Source organism: Cellulomonas sp. H30R-01 (genome assembly GCF_010119915.1).
Lineage (GTDB): Bacteria > Actinomycetota > Actinomycetes > Actinomycetales > Cellulomonadaceae > Cellulomonas > Cellulomonas algicola.
The window spans coordinates 187,703-209,734 of record NZ_CP048210.1 but is presented as its reverse complement, the minus strand read 5'-3'; the positions used below and the strand labels follow the sequence as shown (position 1 = coordinate 209,734).

The following is a 22,032-nucleotide window of genomic DNA, read 5'->3' as shown; positions in this document are numbered from 1 at the left end:
CGGGCGGGTCGCGTCGTCGGCCCGCCGCCGGGGTCGGGCCGCTGGGGACGCCGGCCGCTGGGGACGCCGGCCGCTGGGGACGTCGGCCGCTGGGGACGCCGGCCGCTGGGGACGCCGGCCGCTGGGGACGCCGGCCGCTGGGGACGCCGGCCGCTGGGGACGCCGGCCGCTGGGGACGCCGGAGGCCGGCCACCCCGTGGGGTGACCGGCCTCCGGTCGTCGAGCGGGACCCGGTCGGGTCAGCCCTGGCGGAACCGCGGGAAGGCGGAGCGCCCGGCGTAGCGGCCGGCGTCGTCCAGCTCCTCCTCGATGCGGAGCAGCTGGTTGTACTTGTTGATGCGCTCGCCACGGGCGGGAGCACCGGTCTTGATCTGGCCCGCGTTGGTCGCGACGGACAGGTCGGCGATGGTGGTGTCCTCGGTCTCGCCGGAGCGGTGCGAGGTCATCGTCGTGAAGCCGTTGCGCTGCGCGAGCGTCACCGCGTCGAGCGTCTCGGTGAGCGTGCCGATCTGGTTGAGCTTGACCAGCAGCGAGTTCGCGGCCTTGAGCTCGATGCCCTTGGCCAGACGCTCCGGGTTGGTGACGAACAGGTCGTCGCCGACGATCTGCACCTTGTCGCCGACCAGGCCGACGAGCTGCGACCACGTGCCCCACTCGTCCTCGGACAGCGGGTCCTCGATGGAGACGAGCGGGTAGTCGGCCACGAGCTGCTCGTAGTAGGCCACCATCTCGTCGGGGGTGTGCGCCCGGCCCTCGAACTGGTAGGCGCCCTCCTTGAAGAACTCGGTCGCCGCGACGTCGAGCGCGAGCGCGACGTCGGTGCCGGCCGTGAAGCCGGCCTGCTCGATGGCGACGAGGATGAGGTCGAGCGCGGCACGGTTCGACTCGAGGTTCGGCGCGAAGCCGCCCTCGTCGCCGAGGCCCGTCGCGAGGCCCTTGCTCTTCAGCACGGACTTGAGCGAGTGGTAGACCTCGGTGCCGGTCCGGAGCGCCTCGCGGAACGTCGTGGCGCCGATCGGGGCGACCATGAACTCCTGGATGTCGACGTTGGAGTCGGCGTGCGACCCACCGTTGAGGATGTTCATCATCGGGACGGGCAGGACGTGCGCGTTCGGGCCGCCGATGTAGCGGAACAGCGGCAGGTCGGCCGAGTCGGCCGCGGCCTTCGCGACGGCGAGCGAGACGCCGAGGATCGCGTTGGCGCCGAGCTTGCCCTTGTTCGGGGTGCCGTCGAGGTCGATGAGCGCGGCGTCGACGAGACGCTGCTCGGTGGCCTCGAAGCCGATGAGCTCGGGGGCGATGTCGTCGATGACCGCGTTCACGGCCTCCTCGACGCCCTTGCCCAGGTAGCGGGACTTGTCTCCGTCGCGGCGCTCGACGGCCTCGAACGCGCCGGTCGACGCACCCGAGGGCACGGCAGCGCGGGCGATGGTGCCGTCGTCGAGGGCGACCTCGACCTCCACGGTGGGGTTGCCGCGCGAGTCCAGGATCTCGCGGGCGCCGACGGCCTCGATGCTGGCCATGGGTGCTCCTTCGACGAGCGGGTGGGTTTACGACCTCACCCTAGTGGGGTGCACGGAGGACCGTGCTGGGACGTCCGGCCTTGGACACGGCTGCGCCGCGCGGGTAGGGGCGGACCCCGTCCCCCGCACGGCGCAACGCCGGTGCTCCGTCTGCGGTCAGCGCACCACGCATGCCGTGCCGTTGAGGCTGGCGGCCGTCGGGTTCGCGGCCGGCGTCGCCGTCGACGTGCCGATGAACCCGAACGTCGTCGACCCGCCGCTGGCGGCGAGCCGGGAGTTCCACGAGAGGTGGGTCGCGGTGACGGTGCTGCCCTGCTGCGTCGCGGTCGTGCTCCACGCCTGGGACAGGCGCTCGCCCGCGCCGAACGTCCAGCGCACGGTCCAGCCGTCGACGGGCGTGGTCCCGTCGTTGACGACCGTCACCTGCCCGACGAACCCGCCCGGCCAGGCGCTGCTCACCTGGTAGTCGACGACGCACGATCCGCCGGACGTCGGCGTCGGGGTGGGCGTCGTCGGCGTCGGGGTCGGCGTGGTGGGTGTGGGGGTCGGCGTCGTCGGAGTCGGCGTCGTCGTCGTCGGGGTGGGGGTCGGCGTGCCCTCGATGCGCGACGGGTCGACGAGCCCCCAGTAGGCGGGCTTCGCCGTGAGCGTGCCGTCGAACAGCAGCGGCGCGGCGCCCGACCGCAGCCACGTGCGGCTGTCGTCGAGCCCCCAGAGGGTCACCGACTCGAGCGACGACGCGTGCTTCTTCAGCATCGCGAACACGTCGCGGTAGTAGTACGCCTGCTCGACGATCCTCGACTGCGGCGGCGCGGTCCACGACTCCCCCGACGACCGGTAGGTCGAGACGTCGAGCTCGGTGACGGCCTGCGTGACGGGCAGCGCCTCGAACGCGGTGATCGTGTCCTCCATGCCGGCGATCGACCGCCCGACCTCGACGTGCAGTTGGTGGCCGACGCCGTCGACGGGCATGCCCTGCGCGAGCAGGCTCCTCACGAGCGCGAGGTAGGGCGCGCGCTTGTTCGAGAACTCGGTGTTGTAGTCGTTGATGAACAGCTGCACCTCGGGCCCGAACGCGGCACGCGCGTAGCGGAAGGCGTCCGCGATGTACGACGGGCCCAGCACGCGGTACCACTCGCTGCGGCGCAGGCCGTCGGGCTGGTTCTCGTCGATCACCTCGTTGACGACGTCGAACGCGAAGATCGGGTTGCCCGCGGTCCCGTACTCGCCGTACGTCGTGCGGAAGTGGTCGGCGAGCGTCTGGATGTGGGTCTGGAGCCGCGACCGCAGGAGGGCCTGGTCCTCGGCGCTCGTCGTGAGCGCGGTGCCGTCGACGTCCTGGAAGAACCACGCCGGCGTCTGCTGGTGCCACAGCAGCGTGTGCCCGTAGACGCGCAGGTCGTGCGCGACCGCGTGGTCGACGATCTGGTCGGCGCCGGCGAACGTCCAGGTGCCCTCGGCGGGGTGCGTCGCGTCGGGCTTCATCGCGTTGCCCACGGTGACCTGGCCGAAGTGCCGCAGCAGCAGGTCGGAGCGCGCGCCGAGCGTCTCGGGCGCCTCGACGGCCGCGCCGAGCGGGAAGGACGACGCCCACGTCTCCCGCAGGGACGGCAGCGTCAGGTCCGGGGTGAGGGCCGTGCTGGTGACGAGGACGTCGTCGAGCAGCAGGTCCGTGAGCGAGCCCGTCGTCTCGACGTAGAGCGACGCGGTGGCGAACGGGCCGGGCGTGTAGGAGCCGGTGATCTGCGACCACGAGCCCGAGGTCACGCCGTCGGCCGTCGCGATCGTCTCGTAGGCAGTCCCGCTCGGGTTGTCGCGCTGCGCGGACAGCCGCACGCCCGCGGTGCCCGACGAGCCGGAGGGCAGCCGCACCCACGCCGAGACCGTGTACGTCGTGCCCGGCTCGAACAGCGTCGTGACGTCGCGCGTCGCGCCGTTCCACGACTCCGTCCGGCCCGTCACCTTCAGGCTCTGCGTCCCGCGCGGGTGGTCGGTCCCGTCGACCGCGACACTCGCGGCGCCGCGCCCGGCCCAGCCGGCGACGCCCGCCTCGAAGTCCGCGCTCAGCACCGTCACCGTGGCCGCCGCCGCGGGCTGGGCGCGGAGCGCGGCGAGCACACCGGTGAGGACGAGCGCGAGCGCGGCGACCAGCACGGTCGCGGTGCGCAGGGGCGTGCGGGCGCCGGGGTGGGGCATGAGCGGGCAGGTCCTTCGCGGCAGGCGGCGGGGGCGCGCGTGACGCTACGGAGCGGGCCGGGGCGGGGTCCAGGTGTGAAGCGTTTCGAGGGCACGTCCCCGCAGGTGGCGGCGGGGACGTGCCCTCGGTCGGGTGTCAGACGGCGTGCACGATCTTCTCCGTCTGCTCCTTGGCGTCGCCGAAGAGCATCGCGGTGTTGTCGCGGAAGAACAGCGGGTTCTGGACGCCCGCGTACCCGGTGGCCATCGAGCGCTTGAAGACGACGACCTGCTTCGCGTGCCACACCTCGAGGACGGGCATGCCCGCGATGGGCGAGCCGGGGTCGTCGAGCGCCGCCGGGTTGACGGTGTCGTTCGCGCCGATCACGAGCACGACGTCGGTGTCGCCGAAGTCGTCGTTGATCTCGTCCATCTCGAGCACGATGTCGTACGGCACCTTGGCCTCGGCGAGCAGCACGTTCATGTGCCCGGGCAGGCGGCCCGCCACGGGGTGCACGCCGAACCGGACCTCGACCCCGCGCGCCCGCAGCTTCGCGACGAGCTCGGCGACCGGGTACTGCGCCTTCGCGACGGCCATGCCGTAGCCGGGTGTGATGACGACGCGCTTGGCGTCGCGCAGCAGGTCCGCGACGTCCTGCGCGGACGTCTCGCGGTGCTCGCCGTAGTCCCGGTCGACCGCGGCCACCGTGCCCTCCTCGGCTCCGAACCCGCCGAGGATCACGCTGACGAACGACCGGTTCATCGCCTTGCACATGATGTAGCTGAGGATCGCACCCGACGACCCGACGAGGGCGCCGGTGACGATGAGCAGGTCGTTGCTCAGCATGAAGCCGGCGGCGGCCGCGGCCCACCCGGAGTACGAGTTGAGCATCGACACCACGACGGGCATGTCGCCGCCACCGATGGACGCGACCAGGTGCCAGCCGAGCGCGAGCGCGAGGACGGTCATGACCAGCAGCGGCACGATCGACGGGGCCGTGACGAACCAGGCGCCGAGGCCGGCCGACGCGACGAGCGCCGCGAGGTTGAGCGTGTTGCGCCGCGGCAGCATGAGGGGCGCCGAGGGGATCTTCGCCGAGAGCTTGAGGTAGGCGACGACCGAGCCCGTGAACGTCACCGCACCGATGAGGACGCCGAGGAAGACCTCGACGAGGTGCACCGGGTCGGCCGGCTCGGTGAGGTACGAGTTGAACCCGACGAGCACCGCGGCGAGGCCGACGAAGCTGTGCAGGATCGCGATGAGCTCGGGCATCTGCGTCATCTCGACGCGTCGCGCCTGCCACGTGCCGACCGTGAGGCCCACCAGCAGCACGGCCGCGATGAGCGCCGCGGTGACGCCGACCTCCCGCTCGCTGCCGTCGAGCGCGAGCGCGACCGTGGCGGCGAGCGCGAGGCCCATGCCGACCATCCCGGACAGGTTCCCGCGGCGTGCGGTCTCCTGCCGGGACAGCCCGGCGAGCGACAGGATGAACAGCACCGCGGCGACGAGGTAGACCGCCTGCGCGACGGACGTGAGGGACATCAGGCGTCCTTCCGGAACATGCGGATCATGCGGTTCGCCACGAGGAAGCCGCCGAAGATGTTGACGCTCGCGACGGCCGCCGCGACGCACGCGAGGACGGTGACGACCCCGTCGTCGGACCCGATCTGCAGCAGGGCGCCGACGAGGATGATCCCGGAGATCGCGTTGGTCTGGGCCATGAGCGGCGTGTGCAGCGAGTGGCTGACGTTCGAGATGACGTAGTAGCCGACGAACACGGCGAGCACGAACACGGTGAAGTGGCCGAGGAACGCGGCGGGCGCGAACGAGATCGCGAGCGCGACGAGCACGGCCGCGAGCGCGAACGTCACCGTGCGGCGCTGCGTGCGGCGCTCGGCGAGCGCGTGCGCGGCGGCCTCGGCGGCGGCCATCTCCTCGAGGCTCGGCGCCGTGTCGGCGGGCGGCGGCATCGCGGCCGACACGGCGACGGGCGGCGGCGGCCACAGCACCTCGCCCGCGCGCGTGACGGTCATGCCGCGCTGGACCGGGTCGTCGAGGTCGAGGACGAGCTCGCCGTCCTTGCCGGGCGTGAGGAGCTGGAGCAGGTGCACGACGTTGGTGCCGAACAGCTGCGACGTGTGCTGCGGGAGCCGACCGGCCAGGTCGGTCCAGCCCAGGATCACGACGCCGTTCTCGGTGACGACGCGCTCCCCCGGCACGGTGAGCTCGCAGTTGCCCCCGCCGGACGCGGCCAGGTCGACGATGACGCTGCCCGGCCGCATCCCGGCCACCATCGCCGCGGTGATCGTCCGCGGCGCGCTGCCGCGCACGAGCGCCGTGGTGATGACGACGTCGGCGGCGGCCGTCTCGGCGGCGTAGACCGCGGCCGTCGCGGCCTCCTGGTCCTGCGTCAGCGCGGACGCGTACCCGTCGGCGCTCACCTGCTGCTGGGCGGACTCGGCGCGCACGAATGTCGCACCCATCGACTCGATCTGCTCGCCGACCTCGGGCCGGACGTCGAACGCCCGCACCTGGGCCCCCAGGCTGTCCGCGGCACCGATCGCCGCGAGCCCTGCGACGCCCGCGCCGATCACGAAGACCTTCGCGGGCGGCGTCTTGCCCGCAGCCGTGACCTGCCCGGCGAACATGCCCCCGTACTCCTGCGCGGCCTCGACGACGGCCCGGTAGCCGGCGACGTTCGAGAGCGTCGAGAGCACGTCGAGGCTCTGCGCGCGCGAGATGCGCGGCACGGCGTCGAGCGACAGCGCCGTGACGCCGCGCGCGGTGAGGGCGTCGACGAGGTCCCCGCGCCCGCCCGGGTTGAGCATCGCGACCAGGACCGCGTCGGGCCGCAGCGCGGCGACCTGCTCCGCGTCGGGCGCGCCGACCGCGGTGACGACGTCGGCCCCCCACGCCTGCGCGGCGTCGACGGTCGTCGCTCCCGCGGCCTCGTAGGCGGCGTCGTCGAACGTCGCACCCGCGCCGGCACCGTGCTCGACGAGCACGTCGTAGCCGAGCGCGCGCAGCTGCGCGACGGTCTTGGGCGTCGCGGCCACCAGCCGCTCGCCGGGTCGCGCCTCGCGCGGCACCCCGATGGTCGTCACACGTACCTCCGTCGGTTCGAGCGGCCGGGTCGTGCCCGGTCACGGTGCAGAGCGTACCCGGGAAAGCGCCTTCCGACGCGAGACCTTCGTCCGGGAAGGAACCCGATCCTTCTGCCAGCATGCCCCGGCCGCGCAGGTGGCAGCGCGACCCCGCAGCCTGCGCCCTCCGGACGCCGCTCGCGTGGAGGAGGTGTCGCGCGGAGCGCGACAGACGCTCCACGCCAGGCGGCCCGCGGGGTCAGACGCCCGCCGCCCGGTGGCCCTGCTCCCACGCGGCCGTCGTGCGGCGCAGCTCGCCCTCCGCGTCGAGGTTCGCCGCGCGCGCCTCGGCGACGAGGGCGAGCAGCCGGTCGCCGAGCGGTGCGTCGTGCGCCGCCGCCGGTACGGACACGTCGTGTCCCGCGCGCTCCGCACGTGCGACGAGCTTCTGCGCCCGCGCGAGCGCGCCGAGACCCAGCGGCACACCGTCGAAGACCGACACGCGCTGCTTCTCGGCCCGCTTCGCGCGGTCCCACGCGACGTGCTGCCCCTCCTCGTCGTGGACCGCCTCCGCATCGCCGAACACGTGCGGGTGCCGCCGGACGAGCTTCGCGACGAGGTCCGCCGCGACGTCCTGCACGTCGAACGGGTCGTCGGGGTCCTCCTGCGCGATCCGCGCGTGGAAGACGACCTGCAGCAGCAGGTCGCCGAGCTCCTCGCGCAGCCCGGCGCGATCGTCGGCCTCGACGGCCTCGGCGAGCTCGGCGGCCTCCTCGAGCGCGTACGGGACGAGCGAGCGGTGCGTCTGCTGCGCGTCCCACGGGCAGCCGCCGGGCGACCGCAGCCGGTCCATGACGGCGACCAGCTGCGTGAGCGCGTCGTCGTGCGGGCCCGACCGGGCGCTCACGTCGCCCCCCGTCAGGACGCCGACGGGCTGGGCTCGGGTGCGGGCGCGGTGCCGTCGCCCTGGGTGCCGCCAGTCGCCGGCACGACGATCCACGGGCGGGCCGTCGGCGGGAGGATCGTGTTCACGTCGTCGGTCGTGCCGAACCGGGGGTTGACCTCGACGTCGAGCTTCGCGATGCGGTCCTGCGCGTCACCGAGGACCTCCTGCGCGTCCTCGAGCTCCTGCAGGCGCGTGTACGCGAGCGAGTAGCGCGCGACGTCGAGCGACGGCTGCGAGAAGGTCGCGTCCGCCTCCGGGTCGCGCTGCTTCGCGACCGAGTCCAGCAGCTCGGCGGCCTCCTCCTCGGAGACGCCGACGCCGTTCTCCTCCGCGATCGCGACGATCGTCGGCTCGTGCACCAGGACCGTGAGCACGTTCGCCGGCGACACGTCCTGCAGGTAGGGCCGCAGCTCGTCGGACGCGACCCGCACGTCGGACGTGGGGATCGCCGTCCCGTCGACGACCGCCGCCGCACCGGGCTGTCCCGCGCACCCGGCGAGCACGCCCGCGGCCACACCGCCGGCCAGCACCACACCGACCCGTCGCACGCCCGTACCCGCACGCCACTGCACCGCCACCAGGGACCTCCCGCGTCGTCGCTCGTCGATCGGCGTCATCGTAGGCGGTCCGGCCGTGCATCCCGCATCCCTCCCCCGACGGGCTCGCCCGCAGAAGACACTTTCCCGATCGGCAAGTCATCCGTAGACTTGCCGACATGGAAAACGACCTGGACGGCGCGGTGCCCTCGCCCCGACCGACGCCGGCGGAGGCGCGCAGCGCGCTCGCCGACCTCGCGGCCGACCGGGCGTCGCTCGCCGCGCGCGTCGTCACGCCCTGGTGGTACCACCCGACGCTCGGCGCGGTCGTCGCGCTGATCGTCTGCACGCAGGCCCTCCCGTCGCCCGCGTCGCTGGTCCTGCTGCCCGTCGCGCTGTTCGGGCTGCCCGCGCTCGTCGTGCTCTACCGCCGGCGCTACGGGGTCTGGGTCGCCGAGCCCGCCGGCCCGCGGTCGCGTGCGCTGTACCGCGCGCTGATCGTCGTCCTGGTGCTCGTCCTCGCCGCCACGCTGGTCGTCCGGCTCACCGACGTCGCGTACGTGTGGGCGCTCGTGCCCGCCGCCGTCGGTTTCGTCGCGGCCGTCGTCCTCGGCCCCTGGTACGACGACGCGCAGCGACGCGAGCTCGCCGCGGAGCACCCGCACGCATGACCGGCGAGGTCGTCCCGGCCTTCGACGAGGTCGTCCACGCGCCCGCCCGGCTGCGCATCGCCGGAGTGCTGCGACGCGGCACGGAGCTCGAGTTCGCCGTGCTGCGGGACACGCTCGGGCTGACCGACACGAGCCTGTCCAAGCACCTGCGCGTGCTGACCGACGCCGGCTACGTGAGCGTCCGCAAGGAACGGTCGCCCGCCCGCGCCGACGCGCGCCGGCTCACGTGGGTCACGCTGACCCCTGACGGGCGACGCGCGGTCGAGGCGCACCTCGCCGCGCTCGCGGAGATCGCCCGCGGCTGACCGCGCACGACTGCTCGACGACGTCCTGCGGGTCGACCCGGGCCACCGGGCGACCGGAGCGTCAGCGGCCGCCCGTCCCCACGCTCGCCGCCGCCGCGACGTCGCCGAGCACGACCGCGTCGACCAGCTGGCGCGCCCACGCGAGCAGCTCGCGCCCGTGCAGAGGCCGCCCGCCGATGCGCGCGGTCGTCGGGAACGGCACGAGCACCGTGCGCGTCGCGGGCTTGAGGATCGACCCCGGGTACAGCCGCTTGAGCCGCAGCTGCGCGGACTCGGGCAGCTCGATCGGCGCGAACCGCACGAACTTGCCCTGCGCCGTGACGTCGGTGAGCCCGGCGGCCCGCACCTTCTGGCGGAACTCGGCGACCTCGAACAGGTTGTCCACGGCCGCGGGGACCGCGCCGTACCGGTCGGCGAGCTCGGCCCGCACCTCGCCGAGCGCGGTGGCGTCGGCGGCTGCCGCGATCTTCTTGTAGGCCTCGAGACGCAGGCGCTCGTGCGCGATGTAGTCGTGCGGGATGTGCGCGTCGACCGGCAGCTCGATCGTGACGTCGGGCAGCTCCTCCGGCTGGTCGCCGCGGAACGACGCCACGGCCTCGCCCACCATGCGGATGTACAGGTCGAAGCCGACGCCCTCGATGTGCCCGGACTGCTCGCCGCCCAGCAGGTTGCCCGCGCCGCGGATCTCGAGGTCCTTCATCGCGACCGCCATGCCCGCGCCGAGGTCCGTGTTCGCGGCGATCGTCTGCAGCCGGTCGTGCGCGGTCTCGGTGAGCGGCTTCTCCGGCGGGTAGAGGAAGTACGCGTACGCGCGCTCACGTCCACGGCCGACACGTCCGCGGAGCTGGTGGAGCTGCGACAGGCCGAGCAGGTCCGAGCGCTCGAGGATCAGGGTGTTGGCGTTGGAGATGTCGAGGCCCGTCTCGACGATCGTCGTGCAGACCAGGACGTCGAACCTCTTCTCCCAGAAGTCGACGATGACGCGCTCGAGCTGGTGCTCGTTCATCTTCCCGTGCGCCACGGCGACGCGAGCCTCCGGCACGAGCTCGGCGATCCGCGACGCGGCCCGCTCGATCGAGTCGACCTTGTTGTGCACGTAGAACACCTGGCCCTCGCGCAGCAGCTCGCGCCGGACCGCGGCGGTGATCTGCTTCTCGTCGTACGCGCCGACGAACGTGAGGACGGGGTGCCGCTCCTCGGGCGGGGTGGCGAGCGTCGACATCTCCCGGATCCCCGTGACCGCCATCTCGAGCGTGCGCGGGATCGGGGTCGCGCTCATCGCGAGCACGTCGACGTTGGTCCGCAGCGCCTTGAGCGTCTCCTTGTGCTCGACGCCGAACCGCTGCTCCTCGTCGATGATGACGAGCCCGAGGTCCTTGAACCGCACCTCGCCCGTGATGAGCCGGTGCGTGCCGATGACGATGTCGACGGACCCGTCGGCGAGGCCCGCGACGACCTCCCTCGACTCCTTGTCCGACTGGAACCGCGACAGCGCCTTCACCGTCACGGGGAACGCGGAGTACCGCTCGGAGAACGTGTCGAGGTGCTGCTGTACCAGCAGCGTCGTCGGCACGAGGACCGCGACCTGCTTGCCGTCCTGCACGGCCTTGAACGCCGCACGCACCGCGATCTCCGTCTTGCCGTAGCCGACGTCGCCGCAGACCAGACGGTCCATCGGGACCGCCTTCTCCATGTCCGCCTTGACCTCGTCGATCGTCGCGAGCTGGTCGGGCGTCTCGACGTACGCGAACGCGTCCTCCAGCTCGCGCTGCCACGGGGTGTCCGCGCCGAACGCGTGCCCCGGCGTCGCCATGCGCGCGCTGTAGAGCCGGATGAGCTCGGCCGCGATCTCCTTGACCGCCTTGCGCGCGCGGCCCTTCGTCTTGGCCCAGTCGCCGCCGCCCATCTTGTTGAGCGTCGGCGCCTCGCCGCCCACGTACTTCGTCACCTGGTCGAGCTGGTCGCTCGGGACGAACAGCCGGTCGCCGGGCTGGCCGCGCTTGCTGCTGGCGTACTCGATGACGAGGTACTCGCGCGTCGCCGCGTTCGCGCCGGTCCCGATCGTCCGCTGCACGAGCTCGACGAACCGCCCCACGCCGTGCTGCTCGTGCACCACGAAGTCCCCGGGCCGCAGCTGGAGCGGGTCGACGACGTTGCGCCGCCGGCTCGGCATGCGCCGCATGTCCCGCGTGCTGCTGCCCGCCCGGCCCGTGAGGTCGGCCTCCGAGAACACGGCGAGCCGCAGCGGCTCGGCGACGAAGCCCGGCCCGGCAGGTGCGGGCACGACGAGGACGACCCCGCCCTCGGGCCGGTCGTCGACCGACGTCACGAGCCGTGCCGGGACGTCCGACGCCTTGAGCTGCTCGACCATGCGCTGCGCGGGCCCGTGCCCCTCGGTCGCGAGCACCAGGTGCCAGCCCTGCTGCTGCAGCGTGCGCACGTCCGCGACGGCGCGGGCCACCTCCCCGCGGTACCGCTCGACGTCGCGCGCCGCGACGACGACGGTGTGCCCGTCGGCGGCCAGGTCGTCCGGCAGCGCCCGGCCTGCGGCGAGTGCATCGCCCGCGTCCGCGCCGGGCGCACCCGCCGCCACCGTCGCGTCGGCGTCCAGCGTGAACGGGCTGAGCGTCCACCACCCGAGCCCGCGCACGGCCGAGAGCGCGCGCACCTCGGCGAACGACGCGAACGACGCGGCCGACAGGTCGAGCGGCGTCGCCGCGCCCGCCGCGGCCGACGTCCACGCGGCGGCCAGGAACTCCTCGGTCGTCGCGACCAGGTCGTGCGCACGACGCCGCACGCGCTCCGGGTCGGCGACGACGAGCAGCGCGTCGTCCGGCACGAGGTCGAGCACGGGCACCATGCGCTCGACGAGCGCGGGCGCGAGCGACTCCATACCCTCGACCGCGATGCCCTGCGCGAGCTTGTCGAGCATGTCGACGGCGCCGGGCAGCCGCTCCGCGAGCGACGCCGCGCGTTCACGGACCGCGTCCGTCAGCAGGATCTCCCGGCACGGCGGCGCCCACAGCCCGTGCTGCGCGACCTCGAGCGAGCGCTGGTCCGCGACGGAGAACCAGCGGATCTCCTCGACGTCCTCGCCCCACAGCTCGATGCGCAGCGGGTGGTCGTCGGTCGGCGGGAACACGTCGAGGATGCCGCCGCGCACCGCGAACTCGCCGCGCTTCTCGACCATGTCGACGCGCTGGTACGCCGCGCCGACGAGCCGCTCGGTGAGGTCGTCCAGGTCGACGCGGTCGCCGACGGACACCGCGACGGGCTCGAGCTCGCCGAGCCCGTCGACGACCGGCTGCAGGAGCGCGCGCACCGGCAGCACGAGGACACGCACCGGGCCGGTCGGACCGTCCGCGGTCGGGTGCGCGAGCCGGCGGAACACCGCCAGCCGGCGTGCGACCGTGTCGGACCGCGGCGACAGCCGCTCGTGCGGCAGCGTCTCCCACGCCGGCAGCACGGCGACCGCGTCGTCGGGCAGGTAGCAGCGCAGCGCGGCCGCGAGCTCGTCCGCGTCCCGGCCCGTCGCGGTCACCACGACGAGCGGCCGCCCCTTCGTGCCCGGTCCCGACGCCCCGGCCGTCGCGTGCGCGCCCGCGAGCGCGGCGAGCAGCGGCGGTCGCACGCCCGCAGGACCGACGACGTCGAGCTCGCCCCGCGCGGGGACGAGCGAGACGGCCTCCGCGAGCGCGGGGTCGTCGAGGAGCGCGGGCAGCAGGCCGGTGAGGTCCATGGTTCCTTCGCGGAGGGCTCGACGGAGCGCTGGTGGCCCGGTCCGGGCACAGCACGAACGCCCCGGATCCGCGTGGATCCGGGGTGCAGCACGAGTCTACGAGCCCCCGCCGACAGCGCTCGCGGGACAGGTCGGCCGAGGCGGCCGTGCCGGTCGGACGTGGGCCGAGGCGGCCGTGCCGGTCGGACGTGGGCCGAGGCGGCCGTGCCGGTCGGCGGCGCCGGCCGTGCGGTCGGGGTCAGCCGACCTCGGACGCGACGAGCTCCTCCGGGCCGTCGATCGCCGCGAGCGCACGACGCAGCGCGGTGCTCGACGTGTGCACGGTGTACGGGAAGTAGATGACCTCGACGCCGACCGCGGCGAAGTCGCGCTCCAGCCGGTCGCCCTTCGGGGTGCCGCGCCAGTCGTCGCCCTTGAAGATCACGTCGAAGCCGACGTTGCGCCAGGTCTCGACCTTGTCGGGCTGGACCTCGGCGACGACCTCGTCGACGTACGAGATGTGCCGCAGGATCTCCATGCGCTCCGCGAGCGGGATGATCGGCCGGCGGCCCTTGGTGAGCTCGAGCACCTCGTCCGCGACGACACCGGCGATCAGGTAGTCGCAGCGGCGCTTCGCGTGCCGGAGGATGTTGAGGTGTCCTACGTGGAACAGGTCGTACGCGCCGGGCGCGTACCCCACGATGCGTGCCATGCAACACCCTCCTGCTGACGAGACGGACCACGGGCCCGCGCCGTCGAGGACCTCCTGTCGTCGGCTGCACTGCCGCAGCCCGACCAGCCGACTGTAGAGGGAATCGCCCCAACCCGGACATAGCGCACCGTCGACGTCACCCGCACGAACCGTTTTTCACCCACTTGTCCGGCTCGGCGCCACGATCGGGCTCCGGCGGCGCGGCGATCGGGTGGACCTGCGGCGTCGCGGTGGGCCGACCGGGCGAAAACCCACGAGGTTTCACATTTCGCCCACACCGCCACGGCTCTTTCCGAGGCAGGATCGTCGACAATCAAGAGCACTGACCACGGGTGGGGGCAGCTCGGGCGACGGTGATCCCCGGTGGACGTCCTGCACAGGGGTGCACCGGAACGAGAGGGGATCGGCATGGAGCCTGCGGAGTACCTCGCAGCGCTGCGCAAGCACTGGCTGCTCATCGGCGTGCTCGCGGCGCTCGGCTTCGCGGCCGGCTACGCCTACTCGACGACCATCCCGTCGAGCTACCGCGCGACGTCCAGCGTCTACGTCACCGCGACCGGCACGAGCTCGCCCGGCGAGCTCGTCCAGGGGTCCACCTACGCGCTCAACCGCATCGAGAACTACGCGCAGCTCGCGACCAAGCCCTACGTGCTCGACCCCGTGATCGAGCAGCTCGGCCTCGACACCACGGGTCGCTCGCTCGCGAAGTCGGTCGACGTGTCCGCGTTGCTCAACGCGACCATGCTCGAGATCTCCGTCGTGTCGGGCAACCCCGAGCGCTCGGCGGACATCGCCAACGCGGTCGCCACGCAGCTCGCGGTCGCCGTCGAGGACCTCGAGGGCGACTCGGCCGACGGCGAGCCGAACGTGCAGATCACGCTGGTCGGGCAGGCCTCGCCGCCGTCGTACGCGTTCGCGCCGAACACCAAGCTCAACGCCGCGACCGGCATGGTGCTCGGCCTGGTCGCGGGCGTCGTGATCGCGCTGGCCCGCACGCTGCTCGACACGCGCATCCGCTCCATGAAGGACCTGCGCCGCGTCACCGACACGCCCGTCCTGTCGTCGGTGCGCTGGGACCGCAAGAACCGCAAGAGCCCGCTGCTCATGCGCCGCGACCCGTTCGGCGACCAGGCCGAGGCGTTCCGGCGGCTGCGCACCAACCTGCGGTTCCTCACGATCGCCGGCCCCAGCCGGTCGATCGTCGTGACGTCGTCGCTGCCGACCGAGGGCAAGTCGACCGCCGCGATCAACCTCGCGATCGCGATGGCCGAGGGCAACCAGCGCATCCTGCTGATCGACGCCGACCTGCGCCGCCCGTCGGTGCACCGCTACCTCGGCATCGAGGGTGCGGTCGGCCTCACGACGGTGCTGATCGGCGAGGCGACGGCCGAGGACGTCATCCAGCCGTGGGGCGAGGGCTCGCTCGACGTCCTGCCCGCCGGGCAGATCCCGCCCAACCCCAGCGAGCTGCTCGACTCCCCCGCGATGGGACGGCTGCTGCAGCGTCTCGCGCTGAGCTACGACGTGATCCTGCTCGACTCCGCGCCGCTGCTGCCCGTCACCGACGCGGCCGTCCTGTCGCGGCTCACCGACGGCGCGCTCGTCGTCGTCGGCTGCCGGGCCGTGCACCGGCCGCAGCTGTCCGACGCGCTCGCGTCGCTCACCGCGGTCGACGCGCGCGTCCTCGGGCTCCTGCTCAACCAGGTCTCCGCGAAGGCGTCCGGCGCGGTCTACACGTACGGCTCGACGCCGCAGTCGACCGCGAAGGCATGGTCCCTCGGGCAGCGTGCCGGGCGTCGCCGGGCCGGCCGTCACGGGACCTCGACGCCGACCGAGGCGCCGGCGGCAGAGGCCGCCGCAGCGCCCCTGGTCGGGCCTGTCCCGCCGGCTCCCGGACGGGCCACCGCGCCCGCGGGTGCGACGGTGCCGAGCACGCACCCCGGCGAGGCCGCACCCGAGCGCGACGGCGCCCCCGCCGACACCGGCACGTCCGGGACCGCAACGCCCACGGCCTCCGCGGCGTCCCGGCCGGCACCCGTCGCCGTCGGCGCAGCGTCCGGCGGGACGAACGGCTCGGGTCCCGCGGCACGCTCCGGCGAGGCGCTGCTCCCCGGGCGGGAGCTCACCGGGCTCGACGACCTGGAGCTGTCGGCGCCGCGCCCGATGGCGCAGGAGCGCGGCGCGCACGCCTCCTGGCTGTGAGCCCGTCGTGACGTCCCCCGCCGCGCAGGACGGTGCCGCGTGAGCACGCGCACCGCTCCCGCCCCGCACCCGGGCGCCGCCGTGGCACGGGCCGGCACGGCGTCGACGCACGCCCGCTCGCACCCGCGCCTGCCCGCAGCGCTGCCGGTCGCCCGGAGATCGACGCGGTACGTCGCGATGGCCGCCGTCGCGATGGTCGCGCTCGACTACCAGCTCGTCGACGCGTTCACGACAGCGATCGTCGTGCCGCTCGCGCTCGTGCCGGTCTGGTGGTCGGCACCGAAGCGCTTCGTCGGTGCGCGCGGGCTGCTGCTGCTCGGCGGGATCGCGCTCGCGTCGGGCGTGTGGCTCACCGCGGTGTCGTCGGCGTCGCACACCATCAGCCCCGTCGTGCTGCGCGCGAACCTCCTGCTGGTCGTCGGCGGGTTCTGCGCGATCGGCCTGCTGCTGTGGGCGCGCACGGTGCTCCCGCTGCGGACCGTCGCGCTGTCCGCCGCCGCCGGCCTCGTCCTGCGCATCGGGCTCGAGCCCATCAACCCGGCGAACCCGTGGAAGTACAACTTCTCCTACGCGGTGACCGTCCTCGCCCTCGGGCTCGTCGTGCGGAAGCGGCCACGACCCGTCGAGATCGTGCTTCTGCTCGCGCTCGCCGCCGTCTGCATGCTCAACGACTCCCGGTCGGCGTTCGCGACGCTCGTGCTCGCCGCTCTCCTCGTCGCCTACCAGCTGCGCCCGACGACGCTCGGCCGGCGGTCGAGCGCGCTCGCGACCGTCGCGCTGTTCGCGGGGATCGCGGCCTGCGTCTACTCGGTCGGCACCACGCTGATCCTCGAGGGGTACCTCGGCGCCGAGACGCAGCAGCGGTCGCAGGAGCAGGTGCAGACCTCCGGCTCGATCCTGCTGGGCGGCCGGCCCGAGTGGGGCGCGAGCCTCGCGCTCGCCGAGTCCCGGCCCATGGGCTACGGCGTCGGCGTCCAGGCGAACCTCGACGACATCCTCGTCGCGAAGTCCGGCATGGCGGCCCTCAACTACGACCCCGACAACGGGTACGTCGAGAACTACATGTTCGGCAGCGAGATCAAGCTGCACGCGGTGATCGCGGACCTGTGGTCGAACTTCGGCATCCCGGGCGTCGCGCTCGGTGCCTGGATCCTCGGGCTCTCGGTATGGTCGATCGCGAGCGCCGCCGCGCGCCGCGTCGCGTCCGGCCTCGCGATCTACCTCACGTGCGTCATGCTCTGGAACTTCGCGTTCGGCCCCATCTACAGCTCGATGCCGATCATCGTGCTCGCTCTCGGCATGCTGCTGCTCCCCCGACCCGGCGTCGACGCCGGCGAGGCGACCCTCGACGACACCCGACCGGCCGCCGTGCCGGACCCCCTGCCGGAAGGGCGCGCATGACCGTCACGGTGCTCGAGTCGTTCCCGCGGCCCCGCCGCACCACCAACCCGTACCTCGCGCAGCTGCTCGTCGAGCTGCCCGAGGACGTGCACGCGTTGACCTTCGACTGGCGCACCGCGCTCCTCGGGCGTTACGACGTCTTCCACGTGCACTGGCCCGAGAAGCTGCTCCGCGGGACGTCACGGCTCAAGACCGCGGCACGGTTCGTGACCACCGCCGCCCTGCTCGCGCGCCTCACGCTGACCCGCACGGCCGTCGTGCGGACCCTGCACAACGTCGAGCCGCACGAGTCCGGGAGCGCGCTCGAACGGTGGCTCCTGCGCGTCGTCGACCGCCGGACGACCGTGTTCGTGCGACTCAACGGGACGACACCCCTGCCCGACGACGCCCGCCCCGGCACCCCGCTCGTGACCGTGCCGCACCCGCACTACCGCGACTGGTACGCCACCTACCCCCGCGGCGACGCGCGGCCCGGTCGCGTGCTGTTCTTCGGGCTCGTCCGGCCCTACAAGGGCGTCGAGGAGCTCATCGAGGCGTTCGGCGCGACGCCGGGCGACGACCTCGAGCTGCGCGTCGTGGGCAGCCCCGAGACCGCGGAGCTGCGCGCGACCGTCGAGGCCCTCGCCGCCGCGGACCCGCGCGTCGGCCTGCGGCTCGCGTACGTGGACGACGACGTGCTCGCGGCCGAGGTGTCCGCCGCGTCGCTCGTCGTGCTGCCCTACCGCCGGCTGCACAACTCCGGCGCCGCGCTGCTGGCGCTGTCGCTCGACCGGCCCGTCCTGGTCCCCGAAGGACCGACGTCGACCGCGCTCGCCGACGAGGTCGGCGACGCCTGGGTCACGACGTTCGCCGGGTCCGTCACGCCCGCCGACCTGCGGACCGGCCTCGGCCGCGCGGCCGCGCTCGACCTGGGCCGCGACCGCCCCGACCTGTCGGCACGCGACTGGCCGGCCGTGGCCGCGGGGCACGCCGCCGTCTTCCACGACGCCGTCGCGCGCGCCCGCGGGCGCACCACGCCGCAGCTCGTGACGCAGGACGCGTCGTGAGCCCGCCCGTGTCCGCTGGTGCCTGTGCGGGACGCCCCGCTCTCGGGCGCACCGGCCGTCCGCCGCACCGCGCCCCCGCCGCCCTCGCGCGCCGCGCACGCGCGGCGCGTCCCGCTCGCGCACGCGCCGTCGGCGCGCCGCGTCCCGTCGTCCCGCACCCCGAGGAGCCCCGATGACCGCGACCCCGGTCACCGCGACCCGCACCGCCGTCGAGGTGGTCTTCCGAGCCGAGCGGGACGTCGCGTCGTGGGAGGACCGGCACGCACGCGGCGAGGTGCCCGGCCGCTGGCCGTACGGGCTCGACCTGCTCGAGCGCACCGGTGCCGCGGTGACGACCGCGAGCCTGCCCGAGCCGACGCGCGCCGACCGCGTGCGCGCGCTGCTGCGCTCCGCGGTGCCGCACCGCAGCCGTTCCGACGTCGGGATCGCCTGGGACGAGAACCTCGCGCGCCGCATGCTCGTCCTGTCGCCGCACGCCCGCATGTTCGCGGGGACCATCTGGCTCACGGACGCCCTCGAGATCGACCCGTCGTCCGAGCGGGTGCGCGGTGCGCTCGACGTGCTGCGGCGCATGGACGGCGTGTTCGTCAACAGCCGCGCCCAGGTCGAGCCGCTGGAGGCCGCGCTCGGCCGGTCGGGCCCGCCGGTGTCGTTCTTCACGTTCGGCGTCGACCACGAGTTCTTCTCCGCGCAGCCACCCGCCCCCGCACCGCTCGTCGTGAGCGTCGGCGGCGACCGGGACCGGGACCCCACCACGCTGTTCGCCGCGCTCTCGCGCGTGCACGAGACGCGGCCCGACGTCGAGATCGTCGTGCAGAACGCCTCCGACGTGCCCGCGCCCCCCGGGGTCACGAAGGTGCCGCGCCTGTCGCACACCGAGCTGCGCGACCTGTACGCGCGCGCGAGCGTCGTCGCGATCGCGACCCGCCCCAACCTGCACATGTCCGGGCTCACCGTGAGCCTCGAGTCGATGGCGACCGCGCGTCCCGTCGTGCTCACCGCGACGCCCGGCCACGAGGACTACCACCGCGACGGTGAGACGGCGCTGCTGGTGGAGCCGCAGGAGCCGACGGACCTCGCGGACCGGGTGCTCGGGCTGCTCGACGACCCCGACGCGGCGGTCGCGCTCGGTCAGCGCGCGCGGCAGGCCGTCGAGGACCGCTTCACGTCCGCGCACCTCGTCGACGGCATGGCCCGCGCGGTCGGGCTCGTCTGACGGTCGTCGGGGGCGCGAGCGCGTCAGCGGCCGGGCGGGACTCCGGCGGGGCGCGTCAGCGGCGGCGGAGGCGGCGGGTGACGCCGCCGACGAGCGAGCCCGCGTAGCCGCGCAGGATCGTCAGGTCGGTCCGGCGGACGCCGTAGAACGACAGCATCGAGACGCCGAACAACCGCTTGAGGAACCACTGGTTCAGGCCCGACGAGACGACGTAGCCGAGCAGCGTCGCCCACGCGGCGCCCATCGCCCCGTACGTCGGGACGAGCAGGACCAGCAGGCCGATGTTGAGCACGCACGCGATGACGAGCGCGATGCTGCGCAGGCCCGGCCGTCCGCGCGCGGACAGGCCGGCGCCGGCGATGGACCCGGGCGTGCTGATGACGACGGCGACCAGCAGCAGCCAGGCGAGGGGCACCGCGGGCGCGAACTCCTCGCCGAACAGCAGCGGGAGCCACCAGATCATGGTGCCGCCGAGCACGAGCGCGACGACCGTGCAGATGAGCGTCGAGATGCGGGCGGCGGCGGCGAGGCGCGCGTCCTCGCTGCGGCTCGCGTCCGTCACGAACGTCACGTCGCGCACGGCCCGGTGGATCACCAGCGGGAGCTCGCTCACGTTGACCGCGACGACGTAGAGGCCGAGCTCGTAGGCGCTGCTCAGCGGGGTCATGATCGTCTGGTCGACGCGGGACAGCAGGATCCCGGAGATCGTGCCGATCCAGAGCCGCAGACCGTACCCGGTGAGCGCGCGCGTCGAGGCGAGGCCCTCGGTGTCGGGCTCGGCGGGCGGCAGGCGCCGCGGCAGCGTGAGGTAGGCGAGCGCACCCATCACGGGCATGACGGCGAGCACGACGGTCGCGGTGAACGGCGTCAGATGACCGGTGAGCCACAACGGGACGAGCACGGCGAGCCGCAGGGCGGACGCGAGCACCTTCTCCCACGCGACCATCGACCAGCGCTGCAGGCCGGACGCGATGCCGCGCAGGACACCCAGCAGGAGCGTCGGCAGCACCGCGAGGGACGCGACCGCCATGAGCTTCTGGATCTCGAGGTCGCCGCCCGACAGCCACTCGCGCGCCGCGAACACGGCCCCGGTCGCGAGCAGGCCCGCGAGCACGACGATGGCCGCACCGTTGCGCGCCGCGACCCGGACGAGCCGCGGGTGCCGCGCGACCGCGTACGACACGGCCTCCGGCACGCCGAAGGTCATGAGCGCGATCGCGAGCCCGAGCGGCGCCGTCGCGGCGGCGACCGCACCGCGTCCGTCGACGCCCAGCGACTGCGCGAGGATCGGGCCGCTCGCGAGCGCGACCACGGGCGGGAACAGGTTCCCGACCAGCGTGATCGTCATGCTGCGGGCGGTGCCGCCCTTCGCCTTCGTGCGGTCCTCCACCGCCGGCCCCCCGGTCTCCCCGGTCCTGCGGGTCACGACGCGCCCGGCACCTTCCCGGCGCGCACCGTACGCCGCCCGTCGCGCGCGTACTCGACGTACACCGTGCCGTACGCCCCCGCGATCATGCCCGTCCCGCGTGCAAACGTGCGACGGCCCTTCGCCTGGTGGACGTGCGAGCGGGTGACGGTGCCGAGCGCCCAGCGGGCCGCGCCCCCAGCGGCCCGGACCGCCCCCTGACCCGTCACGCGCGCCCGCACGAGCGCGCGGTCCAGCGGGCCGTCGGCCAGCACGACGGACGTGCGGCCCCACGTGTTGCCGTTGCGGAACGCGCGCGCGAGCACCCAGCGTCGCGTCACGCGGTCGGGCGGGACGACGTCGACCACGACGGCCTCGTCGCACCACACCATCCGCCCGCCTGCCTTCGCGAGCTGCCGCGTGAGGAGCTGGTCGGAGCCGCCGGACAGCCCGAACCGCTCGTCGAACCGCAGGCCGAGCGCCCGCACGCGGGCGAGGTCGAGCAGCAGGTTGTTCGTGGCGGCCACGTCGGTCGTCGTGCCCGTCGGCAGGCGTCGGCGGTCGAAGAACCGACCCGCCGCGACCCACGCGTCGGGCTGCTGCTCGAACTCCGAGACCACGGGCCCGACGACGCCCTCCGGGCGGTCGACCAGGTACGTGTCGACCAGCAGGCGCAGCCACGTCGGGACGGGCCGCTCGTCGTCGTCGATGAACACGAGCACGTCCGCGTCGGCCGACTCGTCGAACGCGCGGTTGCGCGCCGCGGCGATGCCCGGCTGCGGCTCGTGCGCGTACCGGACGACGGGACCGCCGCCGGCCGCGGACCGCGCCGCCGCGTCCTCCACGACCCCGCGCGCGCCGCCGTCGGGGTCGTTGTCGACCACCAGCACCTCCGCGGGCGGGTCGAGCAGCGCAGCCTGCGCCACGAGCATCGGCAGGGCCGCCCGCAGGTCGTCGGGGCGCTTGTACGTCAGCACCCCGACGACCGTGCGCGGGTCGCCGTGACCGGCCGCCGCCGCGTCGTGCGCCGCCACCGTCTTCGAGCCGTCCTCCATCAGTCCCCCTGCCGGACGTCGCTCCCCCTGAGCGGCG

At 74.0% G+C, this 22,032-nt stretch carries 16 protein-coding genes; 6 read left to right on the top strand and 10 right to left on the bottom strand.

The features are described from left to right. Window positions 1-239: 239 nt before the first annotated feature. The 6 genes from eno to GXP71_RS00875 all read right to left on the bottom strand — a co-directional run bounded on the left by eno (window position 240) and on the right by GXP71_RS00875 (window position 8,306). Window positions 240-1,523, bottom strand: a complete 1,284-nt coding sequence (gene eno, locus GXP71_RS00900; RefSeq protein WP_162351114.1) for a phosphopyruvate hydratase — start codon at window positions 1,521-1,523, stop codon at window positions 240-242. 156 nt (window positions 1,524-1,679) lie between these two features. Then, window positions 1,680-3,719, bottom strand: a complete 2,040-nt coding sequence (locus GXP71_RS00895) for an endo-1,4-beta-xylanase (RefSeq protein ID WP_162351113.1) — start codon at window positions 3,717-3,719, stop codon at window positions 1,680-1,682. 136 nt (window positions 3,720-3,855) lie between these two features. Further along, the gene (pntB, locus tag GXP71_RS00890) at window positions 3,856-5,241 is read right to left on the bottom strand and encodes a Re/Si-specific NAD(P)(+) transhydrogenase subunit beta (RefSeq protein ID WP_162351112.1); all 1,386 of its coding nucleotides are present in this window, start codon (window positions 5,239-5,241) and stop codon (window positions 3,856-3,858) included. After that, a complete protein-coding gene (locus GXP71_RS00885; RefSeq protein WP_162351111.1) occupies window positions 5,241-6,803 on the bottom strand; it encodes a Re/Si-specific NAD(P)(+) transhydrogenase subunit alpha in 1,563 nt (520 codons plus the stop codon). The genes pntB and GXP71_RS00885 overlap by 1 nt, the downstream gene beginning before the upstream one ends. Window positions 6,804-7,041: 238 nt before the next feature. Further along, entirely contained in the window at window positions 7,042-7,689 is a 648-nt protein-coding gene (locus GXP71_RS00880) for a MazG family protein (RefSeq protein ID WP_238402540.1), read from the bottom strand. 11 nt (window positions 7,690-7,700) lie between these two features. Beyond that, a complete protein-coding gene (locus GXP71_RS00875) occupies window positions 7,701-8,306 on the bottom strand; it encodes a hypothetical protein (protein WP_162351110.1) in 606 nt (201 codons plus the stop codon). A 137-nt stretch (window positions 8,307-8,443) separates the two neighbouring features. Here GXP71_RS00875 and GXP71_RS00870 point away from each other — a divergent pair, with 137 nt between their 5' ends. Together GXP71_RS00870 and GXP71_RS00865 are read left to right on the top strand one after the other, a co-directional pair. Beyond that, window positions 8,444-8,935, top strand: a complete 492-nt coding sequence (locus GXP71_RS00870) for a hypothetical protein (RefSeq protein ID WP_124341020.1) — start codon at window positions 8,444-8,446, stop codon at window positions 8,933-8,935. Next, entirely contained in the window at window positions 8,932-9,240 is a 309-nt protein-coding gene (locus GXP71_RS00865; RefSeq protein WP_124341021.1) for a transcriptional regulator, read from the top strand. The genes GXP71_RS00870 and GXP71_RS00865 overlap by 4 nt, the downstream gene beginning before the upstream one ends. A 61-nt stretch (window positions 9,241-9,301) precedes the next feature. Here the strand turns inward: GXP71_RS00865 and mfd are convergent, their stop codons facing one another. Beyond that, the gene (gene mfd / locus GXP71_RS00860) at window positions 9,302-12,979 is read right to left on the bottom strand and encodes a transcription-repair coupling factor (RefSeq protein WP_162351109.1); all 3,678 of its coding nucleotides are present in this window, start codon (window positions 12,977-12,979) and stop codon (window positions 9,302-9,304) included. A 238-nt stretch (window positions 12,980-13,217) separates the two neighbouring features. After that, window positions 13,218-13,670, bottom strand: a complete 453-nt coding sequence (locus GXP71_RS00855; RefSeq protein WP_162351108.1) for an adenylyltransferase/cytidyltransferase family protein — start codon at window positions 13,668-13,670, stop codon at window positions 13,218-13,220. A gap of 408 nt (window positions 13,671-14,078) precedes the next feature. Here GXP71_RS00855 and GXP71_RS00850 point away from each other — a divergent pair, with 408 nt between their 5' ends. The 4 genes from GXP71_RS00850 to GXP71_RS00835 all read left to right on the top strand — a co-directional run bounded on the left by GXP71_RS00850 (window position 14,079) and on the right by GXP71_RS00835 (window position 19,535). Further along, on the top strand, window positions 14,079-15,872 hold the full coding sequence (locus GXP71_RS00850) for a polysaccharide biosynthesis tyrosine autokinase (protein WP_162351107.1): 1,794 nt from the start codon (window positions 14,079-14,081) through the stop codon (window positions 15,870-15,872). Window positions 15,873-16,049: 177 nt separating this feature from the next. Next, window positions 16,050-17,273: an O-antigen ligase family protein gene (locus GXP71_RS00845; RefSeq protein ID WP_162351106.1), complete on the top strand. Its 1,224-nt coding sequence runs from the start codon at window positions 16,050-16,052 to the stop codon at window positions 17,271-17,273. Further along, window positions 17,270-18,319 (top strand): glycosyltransferase, encoded by a 1,050-nt coding sequence (locus GXP71_RS00840; RefSeq protein ID WP_162351105.1) that lies wholly within the window; start codon window positions 17,270-17,272, stop codon window positions 18,317-18,319. The genes GXP71_RS00845 and GXP71_RS00840 overlap by 4 nt, the downstream gene beginning before the upstream one ends. Before the next feature lie 172 nt (window positions 18,320-18,491). Next, window positions 18,492-19,535, top strand: a complete 1,044-nt coding sequence (locus tag GXP71_RS00835) for a glycosyltransferase family 4 protein (RefSeq protein WP_162351104.1) — start codon at window positions 18,492-18,494, stop codon at window positions 19,533-19,535. A gap of 55 nt (window positions 19,536-19,590) precedes the next feature. On the opposite strand, the gene GXP71_RS00830 is transcribed toward GXP71_RS00835, so the two are convergent. Together GXP71_RS00830 and GXP71_RS00825 are read right to left on the bottom strand one after the other, a co-directional pair. Then, window positions 19,591-20,961 (bottom strand): flippase, encoded by a 1,371-nt coding sequence (locus GXP71_RS00830; RefSeq protein WP_162351103.1) that lies wholly within the window; start codon window positions 20,959-20,961, stop codon window positions 19,591-19,593. Next, a complete protein-coding gene (locus tag GXP71_RS00825; RefSeq protein WP_238402538.1) occupies window positions 20,958-21,995 on the bottom strand; it encodes a glycosyltransferase family 2 protein in 1,038 nt (345 codons plus the stop codon). Before GXP71_RS00825 ends, GXP71_RS00830 begins: the two co-directional genes overlap by 4 nt. Window positions 21,996-22,032 lie beyond the last annotated feature (37 nt).